This is a genomic window from Pseudomonas orientalis (assembly GCF_001439815.1).
GTDB lineage: Bacteria > Pseudomonadota > Gammaproteobacteria > Pseudomonadales > Pseudomonadaceae > Aquipseudomonas > Aquipseudomonas orientalis.
The window spans coordinates 42,714-59,798 of the sequence record NZ_JYLM01000003.1 but is presented as its reverse complement, the minus strand read 5'-3'; the positions used below and the strand labels follow the sequence as shown (position 1 = coordinate 59,798).

16 protein-coding genes and 2 pseudogenes are annotated in these 17,085 nt (G+C 62.5%); 15 read left to right on the top strand and 3 right to left on the bottom strand.

Annotation, left to right across the window (positions count from 1 at the left end; genetic code table 11):
* Nucleotides 1-2: 2 nt before the first annotated feature.
* Nucleotides 3-854: a hypothetical protein gene (locus TU82_RS08360; protein ID WP_173667466.1), complete on the bottom strand. Its 852-nt coding sequence runs from the start codon at nucleotides 852-854 to the stop codon at nucleotides 3-5.
* Nucleotides 855-1,196: 342 nt separating this feature from the next.
* Here TU82_RS08360 and TU82_RS08355 point away from each other — a divergent pair, with 342 nt between their 5' ends.
* The 10 genes and pseudogenes from TU82_RS08355 (at nucleotide 1,197) to TU82_RS08315 (ending at nucleotide 9,606) form a co-directional block, all read left to right on the top strand.
* Nucleotides 1,197-2,087 (top strand): bestrophin family protein, encoded by an 891-nt coding sequence (locus tag TU82_RS08355; protein ID WP_057721971.1) that lies wholly within the window; start codon nucleotides 1,197-1,199, stop codon nucleotides 2,085-2,087.
* 141 nt (nucleotides 2,088-2,228) lie between these two features.
* Nucleotides 2,229-3,311: pseudogene (locus TU82_RS29545) on the top strand (HAMP domain-containing protein); the annotation flags it as partial.
* Between the two features lie 345 nt (nucleotides 3,312-3,656).
* Nucleotides 3,657-4,172 (top strand): annotated as a pseudogene (locus TU82_RS29540) (methyl-accepting chemotaxis protein); the annotation flags it as partial.
* 249 nt (nucleotides 4,173-4,421) lie between these two features.
* Nucleotides 4,422-5,012, top strand: coding sequence for an amino acid synthesis family protein (locus TU82_RS08345; protein ID WP_057721969.1), 591 nt, complete (start codon nucleotides 4,422-4,424; stop codon nucleotides 5,010-5,012).
* Between the two features lie 39 nt (nucleotides 5,013-5,051).
* Nucleotides 5,052-5,885 carry an alpha/beta fold hydrolase gene (locus tag TU82_RS08340; RefSeq protein ID WP_057721968.1) on the top strand — a complete coding sequence of 278 codons (834 nt, stop codon included), beginning with the start codon at nucleotides 5,052-5,054 and terminating at the stop codon, nucleotides 5,883-5,885.
* Nucleotides 5,882-7,363: an aldehyde dehydrogenase gene (locus TU82_RS08335; protein ID WP_057721967.1), complete on the top strand. Its 1,482-nt coding sequence runs from the start codon at nucleotides 5,882-5,884 to the stop codon at nucleotides 7,361-7,363. Before TU82_RS08340 ends, TU82_RS08335 begins: the two co-directional genes overlap by 4 nt.
* A 12-nt stretch (nucleotides 7,364-7,375) precedes the next feature.
* Nucleotides 7,376-7,861 carry a flavin reductase family protein gene (locus TU82_RS08330; protein ID WP_057721966.1) on the top strand — a complete coding sequence of 162 codons (486 nt, stop codon included), beginning with the start codon at nucleotides 7,376-7,378 and terminating at the stop codon, nucleotides 7,859-7,861.
* A gap of 13 nt (nucleotides 7,862-7,874) precedes the next feature.
* Nucleotides 7,875-8,264 carry a carboxymuconolactone decarboxylase family protein gene (locus TU82_RS08325; protein ID WP_057721965.1) on the top strand — a complete coding sequence of 130 codons (390 nt, stop codon included), beginning with the start codon at nucleotides 7,875-7,877 and terminating at the stop codon, nucleotides 8,262-8,264.
* Between the two features lie 23 nt (nucleotides 8,265-8,287).
* Nucleotides 8,288-9,040 carry a GntR family transcriptional regulator gene (locus tag TU82_RS08320; RefSeq protein WP_057721964.1) on the top strand — a complete coding sequence of 251 codons (753 nt, stop codon included), beginning with the start codon at nucleotides 8,288-8,290 and terminating at the stop codon, nucleotides 9,038-9,040.
* Between the two features lie 2 nt (nucleotides 9,041-9,042).
* Entirely contained in the window at nucleotides 9,043-9,606 is a 564-nt protein-coding gene (locus tag TU82_RS08315; RefSeq protein WP_057721963.1) for an NUDIX hydrolase, read from the top strand.
* A 140-nt stretch (nucleotides 9,607-9,746) separates the two neighbouring features.
* Here TU82_RS08315 and TU82_RS08310 read toward each other — a convergent pair whose 3' ends face one another.
* Complete coding sequence (locus tag TU82_RS08310) at nucleotides 9,747-10,040, bottom strand: DUF1330 domain-containing protein (protein ID WP_057721962.1); 294 nt, start codon at nucleotides 10,038-10,040, stop codon at nucleotides 9,747-9,749.
* Between the two features lie 69 nt (nucleotides 10,041-10,109).
* On the opposite strand from TU82_RS08310, the gene ribBA reads away from it, so the two are divergent.
* The 5 genes from ribBA to TU82_RS08285 all read left to right on the top strand — a co-directional run bounded on the left by ribBA (nucleotide 10,110) and on the right by TU82_RS08285 (nucleotide 15,313).
* Nucleotides 10,110-11,216 (top strand): bifunctional 3,4-dihydroxy-2-butanone-4-phosphate synthase/GTP cyclohydrolase II, encoded by a 1,107-nt coding sequence (gene ribBA / locus TU82_RS08305; RefSeq protein ID WP_057721961.1) that lies wholly within the window; start codon nucleotides 10,110-10,112, stop codon nucleotides 11,214-11,216.
* Nucleotides 11,217-11,394: 178 nt separating this feature from the next.
* On the top strand, nucleotides 11,395-12,420 hold the full coding sequence (locus TU82_RS08300) for an ABC transporter substrate-binding protein (RefSeq protein WP_057721960.1): 1,026 nt from the start codon (nucleotides 11,395-11,397) through the stop codon (nucleotides 12,418-12,420).
* Nucleotides 12,405-13,328: an ABC transporter permease gene (locus TU82_RS08295; RefSeq protein WP_420892996.1), complete on the top strand. Its 924-nt coding sequence runs from the start codon at nucleotides 12,405-12,407 to the stop codon at nucleotides 13,326-13,328. Before TU82_RS08300 ends, TU82_RS08295 begins: the two co-directional genes overlap by 16 nt.
* Nucleotides 13,329-13,334: 6 nt before the next feature.
* Complete coding sequence (locus TU82_RS08290; RefSeq protein ID WP_057721958.1) at nucleotides 13,335-14,144, top strand: ABC transporter permease; 810 nt, start codon at nucleotides 13,335-13,337, stop codon at nucleotides 14,142-14,144.
* A 17-nt stretch (nucleotides 14,145-14,161) separates the two neighbouring features.
* Entirely contained in the window at nucleotides 14,162-15,313 is a 1,152-nt protein-coding gene (locus TU82_RS08285) for an ABC transporter ATP-binding protein (protein WP_057721957.1), read from the top strand.
* 286 nt (nucleotides 15,314-15,599) lie between these two features.
* Here the strand turns inward: TU82_RS08285 and TU82_RS08280 are convergent, their stop codons facing one another.
* Nucleotides 15,600-17,006 (bottom strand): purine-cytosine permease family protein, encoded by a 1,407-nt coding sequence (locus TU82_RS08280; protein ID WP_057721956.1) that lies wholly within the window; start codon nucleotides 17,004-17,006, stop codon nucleotides 15,600-15,602.
* Nucleotides 17,007-17,085 lie beyond the last annotated feature (79 nt).

The following is a 17,085-nucleotide window of genomic DNA, read 5'->3' as shown; positions in this document are numbered from 1 at the left end:
CCTTACGCTCCCATTTCAATAGCATGCAGGCCCACCGCAAATGAAAAGGCCATGAACCGCTTTACCAGGCTGACGAAGGGTGGCAGCACTTCCAGGCGGGTCTTGGAGTGCGCTTTGAAATAGCCCTTGTCCACGCCCTCTTGAACCATTCGGATAACGTGAGTCTTGGACACCGAAAGTTGCTTGGCCAATGCCAGATAGGACGAAGACCTGAACGTTGCCCGATCATTTTCGGGGGCAAAGGCATCGTTATAAATGGCCAGCATCAACAGGTGCCCGGCGTCTCTTTTCACCAGCCAGTAACATTCGGGCAGCAATACATCGACCGTCAGGTCGGCGTCGAGAATGATGGCAAAGCCCTTGAAATAGAGCGCCAGGAAGCCGCGGTCATCCAACTCGCGCATTTGCCGGAAGATCGCCCGATCGGGGTACAGCCGCGCCAACGACTCGGTGAGCGAGGTCAACATCAAGCGTGCTTCACGGCAGGCTTCATCCGAGGGCGCATAGACCCGGAAACGACTGTCTTCCGGGTGCGGCGCCACGTCCATGAAGCCCAGCGCGCGCAATAACAGAAACATTGACTCCAGGCTGTTTTTCGAACAATACCTGCGCGTCACGCACAGGGTTTTAACTTCGGACAACAACGGTAACGGTGTGGCGAAGTACTCACTCAATAACGCAAACGACACCATCAAACGGCTGTATTTAAGTGCACTCTTATAGAAAAACGGTCGTCTGGAATAAGGCACGAGCAGCACGTGGTAATGCGCCCTCAAGCACGATTCAAAATCCTTATGACGTTCGAGCGCTTGCGCGGTATTACACATAGCCGACTTCAACGAACTGACATGCATGAAAGAGCCCTGATCATCCAACTTGATTCCTGATCTCAGCTACGAAATCCCTGCAGCCCGGCCCCAAAACAAATCACGTGGTAAACCCTGCGGTTAATGGCTTTTTGCCTCGAACGCAATGTACAGCGATTGCCGCGCAAGACGTCATCAGTACCAAAGTTGTTCCAGTTTTCTCGCCGGCCCGTGGCATCGGCCGTTCGAAGATACTTCCTGTTACATTCACACCGGCATCGGGTCTTGCATTGACTAGAACATCCAACCGGGTCTCGTCGGGCGAACCTTCACCCGTCACTGGCGTCGTAACCTGGCACTGTCGCCAACCGCACGCCGCGAGGTTCTCGTTTGAAAGCTGCCCTTCTCAAGAAATACCGCCTGATCATCAAGACCATGGGCTATGTGGGCTGGGCCCTGTTCTGGCTGTTGCTGTGGGATATCGCCGTCACGGTGGATTTCATGCTGTTCCTCAACTCCAAGATCAACCTGCCGCTGATGCCCCTGACCTTGCTGGGTTCGGCGCTGGTGGTGCTGATCAGCTTTCGTAACAGCAGCGCCTACAACCGCTGGTGGGAAGCGCGCACCTTATGGGGCTCGATGGTCAACAACTCGCGCAGCTTCGCGCGCCAGGTGCTGACCCTGCTGGACGACCCCGACAGCGAAGTGAACCCGATCAAATCCACCCTGCTGCGCCGGCATGTGGCCTATGTGAATTGCCTGGCCGCGCACCTCAAGGGCGAGCCCTGCCCGGAGGAAGTGCGCGCGTTCATCCCTGACGAGGAATTCGCACGCAATGGCGCCACCAACAACTTTGCCAACGATATTCTGACCGGCTCGGCCGCCTTGCTCGCCCGGGAATACAAGGCCGGGCACCTGGACAGCATCCGCCTGGCGCGGCTGGAGTCGACGCTGGTGGATCTGTCCAACGCCCAGGGCGGCATGGAACGCATCGCCAACACGCCGCTGCCCTACCCCTACGTGTATTTCCCACGGCTGTTCATTTCGCTGTTCTGCCTGATCGTCCCCGTGGGCCTGGTGGAATCCCTCGGCTGGTTCACCCCGCTGGCCTCCACGGTGGTGGGCTTCATGCTGCTGGCTATCGAACGCATCGGCACCGACCTGCAAAGCCCGTTTCGCTCCAGTGAACATCAGATCCAAATGGAAGCGATCTGCGAAACCATCGAGAAAAACCTGCAGTCGATGCGCCGTGACGCCCTGGCCGGCGATCAGATCGGCTGAGCCCCCGCCCTTCCCCTCAAGTGCCGGCGCCCTCGGTCGATAAACCGAGGGTACGCATGGCCTCGGCCCCATAACAACGCATGCGACGCTTAGCACGACCGTTTCCCCTTGCCAAAACTATAAATACCCGCGGGTGAAGTCATGAATATCAAGCAGAAGCTGACATGGGCATTTGCGGCCATCGCGTGCGTGCCGGTCATCCTGGTCGCCGTTATCGTGGTGCTGAACGTGCGCGAAGGCGCCCTCGCCAACTTTCTCGACAGCAGCGGTCGCGAGATCCGTCAGATCGACAACGGCATGAAGCAATTCTTCGACGGCATCAGCCAGAACGTCGAGTACGTGGCCAAGGACCCGCGTGTTATCGCGGCCAAGGACCTGAAAAGCTACGCCGGCGCGGACGCGGCGCAAATCCCGCTCACACCGACCAATACCGAACTGCTGGCGATTTTCGACCAGTTCGCCAAAAGCCATCCCAGCACCGCTTACCTGTCCCTGGGCCTGAGCGACGGCGGCTACGCCAGTTGGCCGGACGACACCAAGCTCAACAACTACGACCCACGCGTGCGCCCCTGGTACCAGGCCGCCGTCGCCGCGCCGGGCAAGACCGTGCGCACCGGCGCCTACTACTGGGCGCCGGATGACGTGGTGCTGATCGGCACCGTACGCACCGTCGCCGATGCCACCGGCAGCATTCTCGGCGTGGTCGGTCTGGACGTGTCACTCAAGCAACTGACTGAGCTGGTGCGCACCATCAAGCTTGGCGACAGCGGCTACCTGATGCTGGTGGAAGGCAACGGCAACGTGCTGGTGGACCCCAGCGATGCCAAGCACAACTTCAAGCCGCTGGCCGACCTGGGCCCGAACTACGCGGAACTGGCCAAGGGCGGCGACGGCGTGACCCGGATCGACATCGACGGCGTCGCCTACATGGCCAACGTGGTCAGCTCCAAAGACCTGGGCTGGCGCTTTATCGGGCTGATCAAGCGCGATGAAGTGATGGCCGGCGCCACCCGCCTGACCTGGTTGATCGCGGCCATCGCCGCCGTATTGGCCGTGGTGTTCGCCATTGTCGGCGCCAGTTTCGCCAGCATGATCGTGCGCCCGATTCGCGGTGTGGCCGATGGCCTGCAAGAGATCGCCGAAGGTGAAGGCGACCTCACGCGCCAGCTCAAGGTGCAAGGCAAGGACGAAACCGCCAGCCTCGCCGGCTGGTTCAACCAGTTCCTGGGCATGATTGCCCAACTGGTGCAGCGCATCGGCAACGCGTCCTCGGACCTGCAATCGGCCGCCGCCGACACCAGCGAAGTGGCCAATAACATGAACCAGGCCGCCGGTCGCCAGCGCGAAGCCGTGGAACTGGTGAGCACCGCCTTCAACGAGATGGTGGCTACCGCCAATGAAGTGGCCCGCTCATGCAGCGCCGCCGCGGTAAGTGCCGACGAAGGCTATCGCGACGTCCACAACGGCCAGCAGCACATCGGCGAAGCCACCGGCAGCGTGCTCAAGCTCAGCGAAGACCTGCAGAAGTCGACCCAGACCATGCAGTTGCTGGAGCAGGACAGCCAGAACATCAACACTATCCTCGACACCATCCGCTCGATTGCCGAACAGACCAACCTGCTGGCGCTCAACGCCGCGATCGAAGCCGCCCGCGCCGGTGACCAGGGCCGAGGGTTCGCCGTGGTGGCCGACGAGGTCCGCGCCCTCGCCCGACGCACCGCCGATTCCACCGGCGAGATCGACAGCCTGTTGGGCAATCTTGCCCGCCGCACCCAGGAAGTCACCCAGCAGATGCAAGGCAGTTTGCTGGTGTCGCACACCAGCGTGGAACGCATCCAGCAGGCCCGCGACAGCTTTGACAAGATCCGTGGCTCGGTGGATTCGATCCGCGACCAGAACACCCAGATCGCCACGGCCGCCGAAGAGCAGCACCAGGTGGCCGAGGAGATCAACCGGCACATCGCGCAAATCCATGCCGATGCGCAGCTGGTTGAAGGTTTCGCCCACACGGCGCAGACCGGGTCAGGTCGGTTGACCGATATTTCCGGCCAGCTCAAAGGCCTGGTGGGCCGCTTCAAGTACTGACTCTCCCTCCCGAAACAGGCGGTGAGCCCTTCACCGCCTGATCGCTGCACCCCTTCCCCCTCTCAAGCACTGCCAGCGATCAACTGTAGGAGCGAGCTTGCTCGCGAAAAACTTCAACGATAACGCGTGCTTCCTGAATGAACGCGGTGCCTGTGAGTTTTTCGCGAGCAAGCTCTCTCCTACAGCTATTGCGCTTCTCGTATTATGGTATACCATCATACGCAGACCCTCACTTAGACGGAGCAGCCCATGAGTTTCGAAATCCGCAAGATCGTCAGTTATGTAGAAGAGACCTTTATCGAGGGCGGCAAAGCCTCCGACACGCCCGTGAAAATGGTCGGCTTGGCCGTGGTGCTGAAAAACCCTTGGCTGGGCCGTGGTTTCGTCGACGACCTGAAGCCGGAGATCCGCGCCAACTGCTCCGATCTCGGCGCACTGATGGTCGAGCGTCTGGTAGCCATCATCGGTGGCGCCGAAAACATCGAGGCCTACGGCAAAGCCGCCGTGGTGGGTGCCGATGGCGAGATCGAACACGCGAGCGCGATCATCCATACCCTGCGCTTCGGCAACCACTACCGTGAAGCGGTCAAGGCCAAGAGCTACCTGAGCTTCACCAACAAGCGCGGCGGCCCGGGCACTTCGATCCAGATTCCGATGATGCACAAGGACGACGAAGGCCTGCGCTCGCACTACATCACCCTGGAAATGCAGATCGAAGACGCGCCGCGCGCTGACGAAATCGTCGTCGTGCTGGGCTGCGCCGATGGCGGCCGCCTGCACCCACGGATCGGCAACCGTTACATCGACCTGGAAGAGCTGGCGGCTGAACAAGCCCAGTAAGCAACACCGGCCATAAGAAAAAGCATGCAGGAGCGCTCCATGATTCGGCTCACCGCTGAACGCACCCCGGCCGGCACCAGTTATCTGGCGACCGGCCAAGGCCAGCCTGTGGTTTTGATCCACGGCGTGGGCCTGAACAAAGAAATGTGGGGCGGGCAAGTCGTTGGCCTGGCCACGAACTACCACGTGATCAGCTATGACATGCTCGGCCATGGCGCCAGCCCGCGCCCGGCCGCCGGCACGCCGTTGCTCGGCTATGCGGACCAGTTGCTGGAGCTGCTCGACCACCTGCAACTGCCCCAGGCTACGGTGATCGGGTTTTCCATGGGCGGCTTGGTTGCACGGGCGTTCGCCCTGCATTACCCCGACCGTCTCAAAAGCCTGGTGGTGCTTAACAGTGTGTTCAACCGCAGCCCCGAGCAGCGCGCCGGCGTGATCGCGCGCACCGCCCAGGCCGCCGAGCACGGGCCGGATGCAAATGCGGAAGCGGCGCTGTCGCGCTGGTTCAGCCCTGAATACCAGGCGGCCAACCCAGCGCAGATCGCCGCGCTGCGCCAGACCCTGGCGGGCAATGACCCCCAGGGCTACCTGACCACCTACGAGCTGTTTGCGACCCAGGACATGTACCGCGCCGATGACCTCAAGGGGCTGCGCGCGCCCACCCTGGTCGCCACCGGCGAACTGGACCCCGGCTCGACGCCGGAAATGGCCCGGCAACTGGCCGACCGCATTCCCGGCGCCACGGTTGCGGTGCTGGCCGAGCAACGGCATATGATGCCGGTGGAATCACCGCGCCTGGTCAATAGCCTGCTGCTGGGGTTCCTGGCCAATGTGTACGCCCAAAACACTCCAATAAAGGGGATCGTTGCATGACACTCGCACGCTTCCAGATGTGCATCGGCGGTGAATGGGTCGATGCCCTGTCCGGCAAGACCTTCGACAGCCTCAACCCGGCCCTGGCCGAACCCTGGGCGCAACTGCCCGATGCCGATGAAGCCGACGTGGACCGCGCCGTACAGGCCGCGCAAACGGCTTTCGAAAGCCCGGCCTGGCGTGGCCTCAGCGCTACCGCACGGGGCAAGTTGCTGCGCCGCCTGGGCGATTTGATCGCCCAGAACACCGAGCAACTGGCGCAGCTGGAAAGCCGCGACAACGGCAAGCTGATCCGCGAGACCCGCGGCCAGGTCAGCTACCTGCCGGAGTTCTTCCACTACACCGCAGGCCTGGCCGACAAGCTCGAAGGCGGCACCCTGCCGCTGGACAAACCGGACCTGTTCGCCTACACCGTGCACGAAGCCATGGGCGTGGTCGCCGCGATCATTCCGTGGAACAGCCCGCTGTACCTGACCGCGATCAAGCTCGCGCCGGCCCTCGCGGCGGGCAATACCATCGTGATCAAACCTTCGGAACACGCCTCGGCAACCATTCTGGAACTGGCGCGCCTGGCCCTCGAAGCCGGGATTCCGCCGGGCGTGGTCAATGTGGTGACCGGCTACGGCCCGAGTACCGGCGCCGCCCTCACCCGCCACCCGCTGGTGCGCAAGATCGCCTTCACCGGCGGCGCGGCCACCGCACGGCATGTGGTGCGCAGCAGCGCGGAGAACTTCGCCAAGCTGTCGCTGGAGCTGGGCGGTAAGTCACCGAATATCATTTTTGCCGACGCCGACCTCGACAGCGCCATCAACGGTGCGATAGCCGGTATCTATGCGGCTTCCGGCCAGAGCTGCGTGTCCGGTTCGCGCCTGCTGGTGCAGGAGGAAATCTACGACGAGTTCGTCGAGCGCCTGGTGGCACGTGCCCAGCGCATCCGCATCGGCAACCCTCTGGACGATGCCAGCGAAATGGGCCCCATGGCCACCGCCCAGCAACTGGCGGTGGTCGAAGGCCTGGTCGCGGACGCCATCGCCGAAGGCGCGCGCCTGCGCACCGGCGGCAAGCGCCCGCAGAACCTCGGTGCAGGCTGGTTCTATGAGCCGACGTTGTTCGAGTGCGACACCAACTCGATGAAAATCATGCAGGAAGAAGTGTTCGGCCCGGTGGCTTCGGTGATCCGTTTCAAGGACGAAGCCCAGGCATTGGCGATCGCCAACGACTCGCAGTTCGGCCTCGCCGCCGGCATCTGGACCCGCGACCTGGGCCGCGCCCATCGACTGGCCCGGGACGTGCGTTCGGGGATCATCTGGGTCAACACCTACCGCGCCGTCTCGGCCATGGCGCCCATCGGCGGCTTCAAGAACAGCGGCTACGGGCGCGAAAGCGGCATCGATTCGGTGCTGGCCTACACCGAGCTGAAGACGGTGTGGATCAACCTGTCCCAGGCACCCATGCCTGATCCCTTTGTGATGCGTTAAGAGTCCACAACCATGATCGAACCCGGCATTTACAAAGACGTCATGAGCTCGTTCCCTTCGGGCGTGACGGTGGTCACCACCCTCGACCCGGACGGCGGCATCGTCGGCATCACCGCCAGCGCATTCAGTGCGCTGTCGATCGACCCGGCCCTGGTGCTGTTCTGCCCCAACTACGCGTCGGACACCTACCCGATCCTGCGCGACAGCAAGCGCTTCGCGATTCACTTGCTGTCCGCCGGCCAGACCGCCGAAGCCTATGCCTTCGCCAGTAAAGGCAAGGAAAAGGCCAAGGGCATCGCGTGGCACCTCAGCGACTTGGGCAACCCGCTGCTGGCCAACGCCACGGCCATTATCGAGTGCGAGTTGTGGCGCGAATACGACGGCGGCGACCACGCGATCATTGTCGGCGCGGTGAAGAACCTGATCCTGCCAGCGCAGCCGGTAACGCCGATGATTTACCACAAGGGCAAGCTGGGCCCGCTGCCGACCCTGGCCTGAGGAGCGCTGAAGCATGAGCAACGAAAAATATGAACAGGGCCTGAAAATTCGTACGCAAGTCCTGGGTGAAGCCTACGTACAGCGTTCAATCGACAACGCCGACGACTTCACTCGGCCGCTGCAGGACATGGTCACCGAGTACTGCTGGGGCCATGTGTGGGGCCGGGAGGGTTTGTCGCTTAAAGAACGCAGCATGATAAACTTGGCAATGATTTCGGCCCTCAATCGGCCTCACGAACTCAAGCTGCACGTGCGCGGCGCCTTGCGCAACGGGCTGAGTCGTGAACAAATACGCGAAATTCTGCTTCAGGTCGGCATTTATTGCGGGGTTCCCGCCGCCGTGGACAGCTTCCGGCTGGCCCGTGAAGCCTTCGCCGAAGCCGATGCCGAGGCCTCCAGTTAACCGCTACATTCAGAGCAGACCCCATGAAACGCGCGCCCCTCGACGACAGCTTCAAGGTCAATCACAACCCGGTCACCCTGCGCGAAATCGTGCTGGAGAAACTGCGCAGCGCCATCATGAATTTCCAGCTGCTGCCCGGTGACCGCCTGGTGGAGCGCGACCTGTGCGACCGCCTCGGCGTCAGTCGCACGTCGGTACGCGAAGCGTTGCGCCACCTGGAGTCCGAAGGCCTGGTGGAATTCGCCGATGCCAAAGGCCCGCAGGTGGCAATCATTACCCTGGCCGATGCCGTCGATATCTATGAACTGCGCTGCGTGCTCGAAGGCTTGATCGTGCAACTGTTCACCCTGCGCGCCAAGGCCAAGGACATCAAGGCCCTGGAAAAAGCCCTCGAGGAAAACCGCAAGGCCCTCAAGGAAGGCGAACTGCAGCAAGTGATCGACTCCGTGCAGGGCTTCTACGACGTGTTGCTCGAAGGCTGCGGCAACCACGTGGCCGCCACCCAACTGCGCCAGTTGCAGGCGCGTATCAGCTACCTGCGCGCGACCTCGGTGTCCCAGCAGAACCGGCGTGGCGCCAGCAACCAGGAAATGGAACGCATGGTCCAGGCGATCAAGAGCGGTGACCCCCTCGCCGCCCACCAGGCCTGCGTCGACCACGTGCGTGCAGCGGCCGCCGTGGCCCTGGATTACCTCAAGCGCAAACAGGAAGAAACCGGCAAGCTCCCCGAGATCACCCTGCCCATCGCGCTCAAAGAACCACGCATAGGTCACTGACCGTGCCCAGCCCCAGCTTCTGTCCGACCTGCGGCGGCCGTGACCTCGGTCACCAGCTGCCACCGGGCGACACCCACGAGCGTCTGATGTGCCGGGGCTGCGGCTACATCCACTACATCAACCCCAAGATCATCGCCGGCTGCATCATCGAGCAGGACGGCAAATACCTGCTGTGCCAGCGCGCAATCCCCCCGCGCCCCGGCACCTGGACGCTGCCGGCCGGCTTCATGGAAGGTGGCGAAACCACCGAAGAGGCGGCGTTGCGCGAAGTCTGGGAAGAAAGCGGCGTGCGCGCCGAGATCGTGTCGCCCTACTCGATCTTCAGCGTGCCCAGAATCAGCGAGGTGTACATCATCTTCCGCGCCATCGCGCTGGAGATCACCGGCCAGTTCGGGCCGGAAACCCTGGCCTACACCTTCTTCGCCCCCGAGGACATCCCCTGGGACAGCATCTACTACCCGGCGATCCGGCAGATTCTCGAGCGCTATATCGAAGAGCGCCAGGCCGGGGTGTACGGGATTTACATGGGCAATGACGACAACGGCAAGATTCACTTCATGCGCTGATCTTCAGCCTGAACACGGTTCAACATGTGGGAGGGGGCTTGCCCCCGATGGCGGCCTGTCAGTCAGCGTGTTTATAGCTGACCCACCGCCATCGGGGGCAAGCCCCCTCCCACATTTGGACCACACTCGGTCTGGTAGGCCTAGGGCGCCACACCTTCCACAATAATGATCTGCGCCTCACCCGCCCCCGCTCTGTGCCCCTTCGCCGCCTGATATTCGGCGGACTCATAGCACGCCACCGCCTGCTCATAGCTCTCAAACTCGATCACCACATTGCGCTGCCGTGCCGGCCCGCCTTCCAGCGCCGCGCTGCGCCCGCCCCTTGCCAGGAAGCGCCCGCCGAACTTCGCAAAGGCCGCCGGCGCGCGCTGGGTGTACTGGGTGTATTGCTCTGCATCGGACACATCCACATGGGCAATCCAATAGGCTTTCATCGGGACATCCTCTTGTTCGAATTTTATGGTATACCATAATACATACAACCAATAACTTGAGCATCCCCCATGCCCTTCAACAGCATCGCAGACATCATCGAAGACTACCGCCAGGGCAAGATGGTGCTCCTGGTGGACGACGAAGACCGGGAAAACGAAGGCGACCTGTTGCTGCCTGCGGCGTGCTGCACCGCCGAGACTATCAGCTTCATGGCCCGCGAAGCCCGTGGCCTGATCTGCCTGACCCTCACCGACGAACACTGCCAACGCCTGGGCCTGGAACAGATGGTGCCCAGCAATGGCAGCGTGTTCAGCACCGCATTCACCGTGTCCATCGAAGCCGCCACCGGCGTGACCACCGGCATCTCTGCGGCCGACCGCGCGCGCACCGTGGCGGCGGCCGTCGACAGTAACGCCGGCCCCGCCGACATCGTACAGCCCGGGCATATCTTCCCGCTGCGCGCCAGGGATGGCGGCGTGCTGACCCGCGCCGGCCACACCGAAGCCGGTTGCGACCTGGCGCGCCTGGCCGGGCACACGCCGGCCTCGGTGATCGTGGAAGTGATGAACGACGACGGCACCATGGCCCGCCGCCCCGAGCTGGAAGCTTTTGCCCGCAAGCATGGGATCAAGATCGGCACCATCGCCGACCTGATCCACTACCGCCTCAGCACCGAACGCACCGTGGTGCGCATCGGCGAACGCGACCTGCCCACGGTGCACGGCACCTTCCGCCTGATCACCTTTGAAGACCGCATCGACGGCGGCGTGCACATGGCCATGGTCATGGGCCAGTTGCGCCGCGATGAACCGGCGCTGGTGCGTGTGCATGTGATCGACCCGCTGCGCGACCTGGTCGGCGCCGACTACAGCGGCCCCTCCAACTGGACCTTGTGGGCCGCCCTGCAACGCGTGGCGGCAGAAGGCAGCGGCGTGGTGGTGGTGCTGGCCAACCATGAATCGTCCCAGGCATTGCTCGAACGCGTACCGCAGTTGACCCAGGCGCCGCGTCAGTTCAGCCGGTCGCAGTCACGGATTTACTCGGAAGTGGGTACCGGCGCGCAGATATTGCAGGACCTGGGCGTGGGCAAACTGCGCCACCTCGGACCACCACTGAAATACGCGGGCTTGACCGGTTACGACCTGGAAGTCGTGGAAAGCATCGCCTTCATCTGACGGTAAAACCCAGCGTCAGCGGATAGCCGGTATGGCAAAGTGCTTGCGCAAAGTTTGGAATACCATAATATGATATTCCATAGTCCGGACAGCTCAAAAAACAGGGTCCGGACCGATTGCTCCCGATAGGCGGGCACTCCTAAGCCCCGCTCATAAACACAACAATGAGGGCGTAAACATGGTGTTGAACAAAGGTGCAACCGCGGCGCTGTTCGCGGGTCTGTTGAGCGTGGCCAGCCACGCGGCCATGGCAGCCGAAAGCGTGAATTTCGTCAGCTGGGGCGGCAGCACTCAGGATGCGCAGAAGCAGGCGTGGGCCGATCCTTTCAGCAAGGCCAGCGGCATCACCGTGGTCCAGGACGGCCCCACCGACTACGGCAAACTCAAGGCCATGGTCGAAAGCGGCAACGTGCAGTGGGACGTGGTGGATGTCGAAGCCGACTTCGCCCTGCGCGCCGCCGCCGAAGGCCTGCTCGAGCCCCTCGATTTCTCGGTGATCCAGCGCGACAAGATCGACCCGCGTTTCGTCTCCGACCATGGCGTCGGTTCGTTCTTCTTCTCCTTCGTGCTCGGCTATAACGAAGGCAAGCTCGGCGCCGGCAAACCGCAGGACTGGAGCGCCTTGTTCGACACCAAGACCTACCCCGGCAAACGCGCCCTCTATAAATGGCCAAGCCCAGGCGTACTGGAACTGGCGCTGCTGGCCGACGGTGTTGCAGCCGACAAGCTCTACCCCCTGGACCTGGACCGCGCCTTCAAGAAACTCGACACCATCAAGAAAGACATCGTCTGGTGGGGCGGCGGCGCGCAGTCGCAACAGTTGCTGGCCTCCGGCGAAGTGAGCATGGGCCAGTTCTGGAACGGCCGCATTCACGCCTTGCAGGAAGATGGCGCGCCGGTGGGCGTGAGCTGGAAGCAGAACCTGGTGATGGCCGACATCCTCGTCGTCCCTAAAGGCACCAAGAACAAAGCCGCCGCGATGAAGTTCCTGGCCAATGCCAGCAGCGCCAAGGGCCAGGCGGATTTCTCCAACCTGACCGCCTATGCCCCGGTGAACATCGACAGCGTGCAGCGCCTGGATTCGGTGTTGGCGCCCAACCTGCCGACGGCGTATGCCAAGGACCAGATCACCCTCGATTTCGCCTACTGGGCCAAGAACGGTCCCGCCATTGCGACACGGTGGAATGAATGGCTAGTCAAATGAAAATGACGGCAACCACGCCGGCCGCGGGCGCCCTCGGCGGTGCCGTTGGCGCCAGGGCCGGGGCGCCATCCCTGGGGCAGCGTTGGCGCGGGTCGAGCAACCTGATCCCGGCGTTGCTGTTCCTCGGCCTGTTCTTCCTGGCGCCGCTGATCGGCCTGCTGCTGCGCGGCGTGCTGGAGCCGGTGCCGGGCCTGGGCAACTACGAACAGCTGTTCGCCAACTCGGCGTATGCGCGGGTGCTGCTCAATACCTTTTCGGTGGCCGGCCTGGTGACGCTGTTCAGTCTGCTGCTGGGCTTTCCGCTGGCCTGGGCGATTACCCTGGTGCCGCGCGGCTGGGGCCGCTGGATCCTGAATATCGTGCTGTTGTCGATGTGGACCAGCCTGCTCGCCCGCACCTATTCCTGGCTGGTATTGCTGCAAGCCTCGGGCGTGATCAACAAGGCGCTGATGGCCATGGGCATCATCGATCAACCGCTGGAAATGGTGCATAACCTCACCGGCGTGGTGATCGGCATGAGCTACATCATGATTCCGTTCATCGTGTTGCCGCTGCAGGCGACCATGCAGGCCATCGACCCGATGATCCTGCAGGCCGGTTCCATCTGTGGGGCCAGCCCCTGGACCAACTTCTTCCGGGTGTTCCTGCCGCTGTGCCGGCCGGGGTTGTTTTCCGGCGGGTTGATGGTGTTCGTGATGTCCCTCGGTTACTACGTTACCCCGGCCCTGCTGGGCGGTGCGCAGAACATGATGCTGCCCGAGTTCATCATTCAGCAGGTGCAATCATTCCTCAATTGGGGCCTGGCCAGTGCCGGTGCGGCGTTGCTGATTTTGATTACGCTGGTGCTGTTCTACTTCTACCTGAAGCTGCAGCCGGAATCCCCGGTTGGCGCCAGCAACGCGAGGTAAGCCGTCATGCTCCTGACCCCCAACGCCATGAGCCGCAGGATGCGCCTGGGCCTCTACACCACCACCGGTTTGATCGGCCTGTTCCTGCTGTTGCCGATCGTGTTTATCGTGCTGCTGTCGTTCGGCTCGTCGCAATGGCTGGTGTTCCCGCCACCGGGCTGGACATTGAAATGGTACGGCCAGTTCTTCTCCAACCCCGACTGGATGAACGCGGCAATGGCCAGCCTCAAGGTGGCGGTGCTGACCACGATCTTCGCCGTCGCGCTGGGGCTGCCGACGGCCTTTGCCCTGGTGCGCGGGCGCTTCCCCGGCCGCGAGCTGCTCTACGGCCTGTTCACCCTGCCGATGATCGTGCCGCTGGTGATCATCGCCGTGGCGGTGTACGCGCTGTTCCTCAAGCTCGGCTACACCGGCACGATGTTCGCCTTTGTGGTCAGCCATGTGATTGTCGCGCTGCCGTTCACCATCATCTCGATCATCAACTCGCTGAAGCTGTTCGACCAGTCGATTGAAGACGCCGCGGTGATCTGCGGTGCCTCGCGCTTGCAGGCGGTGTTCAAGGTGACCTTCCCGGCGATTCGCCCAGGCATGGTGGCCGGTGCGCTGTTCGCCTTTCTTGTCTCCTGGGACGAAGTGGTGCTCAGCGTGATGATGGCCAGCCCGACCCTGCAAACCCTTCCCGTCAAAATGTGGACCACCCTACGCCAGGACCTGACGCCTGTGATCGCCGTCGCCTCGACGTTGCTGATCGGCCTCTCGGTGCTGGTCATGGTGATTGCCGCCGCCCTTCGTAGGCGCACTGAAACCAGCGCCTAAGCGCCCAGGAGTAGAACATGAGTGCAGTGATCCAAGATGTGCGCAACCCTGGCCAACCCCTGGTCAGCCTGCGCAACCTGAACAAGTACTACGGCGACTTTGCCGCCGTGGACGACATCTCCCTGGACATCAAGGACGGCGAGTTCCTCACGTTCCTCGGTTCCAGCGGCTCGGGCAAAAGCACCACCCTGTCGATGCTCGCCGGTTTCGAAACGCCGAGCAGCGGCGAGATCCTGGTCAGCGGCCAATCCCTGGTCAACGTGCCGCCGCACAAGCGCGACATTGGCATGGTGTTCCAGCGCTACTCGCTGTTCCCGCATTTGTCGGTGCGCGACAACATCGCCTTCCCCCTGGCCATCCGCAAACTGGCCGGCGCCGAACGCGAGAAACGCGTCGACGCCATGCTCAAGCTGGTACAGCTTGAGCAATTTGCGCATCGCCGCCCTTCGCAACTCTCCGGCGGCCAGCAACAACGCGTCGCCATCGCCCGCGCGCTGGTGTACGAGCCGCGCATCCTGCTGATGGACGAACCCCTGGGCGCCCTCGACAAGAAACTGCGTGAAGACCTGCAGGACGAACTGCGCCAGTTGCATCGGCGCCTGGGCATCACCATCGTCTACGTGACCCACGACCAGGAAGAAGCCATGCGCCTGTCCCAGCGCATCGCGATTTTCAGCCACGGCAAGATTGTCGGCCTGGGCAGCGGTTTCGACCTGTACCAGAACCCGCCGAACGCGTTCGTGGCGTCGTTCCTCGGCAACTCAAACTTCCTCAAGCTCAAGGCCCAGGGCAATGCGGCGGCGTCGTTCGAAGGCCAGTCGCTGTCGATCCGCCTGACCAGCGGGCTGCACACCGAGCAGGATGTATTGCTGATGGTGCGCCCGGAAAAGGCCTTGGCGCTGAGCGTCGAACAGGCTGCAGAGCAACCGTTGGCGGCGGGCTGGAATGAGGTCTCGGCGATTGTCGGCGAGGTGCTGTTTCTGGGCGAGAGCCAGACCTGCGCGGTGAAGACCCTGGGCGGTACGTCGATGACGGTCAAGGCGCTCTCGGCGGCGGGCATGCCGCTCAAGGCCGGCGACCCGGTGCGGGTGCGCTGGGCCACGGCGGATGCATGTGTGTATACGCAGTGGACGGAGAGTGATTTGAACAAGGCGGCCGGAGCGCACTGACACCTGACGAATGCATCACCTTCGGGTCGCTACGACGTCGGGTCGTAGCGGCCTTTTTTTGTTTTTATCGAGGATACAAAAATGCCCGGCACTGGCCGTAATGCCGTTCAGTTAAGGCCTTTTGTAGGAGCGAGCTTGCTCGCGAAAAACGCACAGGCGTCGCGTTCATTCAGGAAGCACGCGTTAATGTTGACGTTTTTCGCGAGCAAGCTCGCTCCTACAGAGGGCGATATACGCTTAACTGAACAGCATTACGGCACTGGCCGGGCACTTGAGCCAATTGGGTCTAGTCGGTGTAACCCAGCTTCACCGCCCTGACCTTCTGCGCCTGCCCACGCGTCGCCAGGCAGTAATACAACGGACACGTCACCACCAACCCCACCAGCCACGACAAATCCGCGCCTTCCACCAGGTTGGCCCACGGCCCCACGTACAACGACGTATTGGCAAACGGCAGTTGCACGATAATCCCGATGAAATACGCGACGATCGCATGCAGGTTGAACCGCCCATACACCCCGCCATCCGCCTGGAAAATCGAGGCAATGTCATACACCCCGCGCTTGATGAGGTAGAAATCGATCAGGTTGATCGACGCCCACGGCACCAGCACCAGCAGCAGCGCGAGGATCAGCCCGATGAATTGCGCGATGAAGTCCGCCGACGCACCCAGCGCCACCAAGCAGCAGCCGGCGAGGATCACGCCTGACAGCACCACGCGCACCTTGATGCTGGGGGTCCAGCGGCTGGCGAAGGTCTGGATCGAGGTGATGATCGAGAGCACCGCGCCGTACAGGTTCAGGGCGTTGTGGCTGATGATATTGAGCAAAAACAGCACCATCAGGACCGGCCCCAGCGCGCCGGTGGCTTGTTTGACCGCGACCATGGCTTCGGTGCCTTCCGGTGTGGCCAGGGCCGCCACCAGGCCGAAGGCGAACGACAGGATGGTGCCCAGCGTCGCGCCCAGGTAGGTGGCGATAAACGGCCGGGTGATGCCGATGTCCGCCGGCAGGTAGCGCGAATAGTCGCTGGTGTAGGGCGAGAAGCTGATCTGCCAGATCACCCCCAGCGACACTGTGGCCAGCCAGCCGGCGGCGTTGAAGCCGCCACGGGTGAGGAAGTCCGCTGGCAGGTCATGGGCAAAGATGTAGGCAAAACCGGCGAGCAACGCGCTGCCCATCACCCAGGTGCCGATGCGGTTCAAGGTATGGATAAAGCGGTAACCGATCACGCCGATGGCCGTCGCGCTGAGGGCGCCGATCAGGATGCTCGCCGGCACCGGCATCGAGGGCACGATACCGACGATGGATTTGCCGGCCAGCACGATATTGGAAATGAAAAAACCGATGTAGATCAGCGCCGCGAAAAACACGATCAGCAGCGCGCCGTAGCGCCCGAACTGACCGCGGCTCTGCACCATCTGCGGGATGCCCATGCGCGGGCCCTGGGCCGAGGCAAGGGCAATCACCACACCGCCCAGCAGATGCCCGAGGGCAATCGCCAACAGCCCCCACATCAGGTTGAGGTGAAACACCTGGGCCACCATCGCGCCGGTGACGATGGGCAGCGGCGCGATATTGGTGCTGAACCACAACGTGAACAGGTCGCGGGCCTTCCCGTGGCGCTCTGCGAGGGGGACGTAATCGACCGTGTGATGCTCGATCAGGGGGTCTTGCCGGGACATCTGAGGCATAGGAATAACTCGCGTTTGTCTGATCTTATAGTTGTTTGACGCCAACCGAGGAGAGCGCCATGGCCGCCCCTCAGATGAA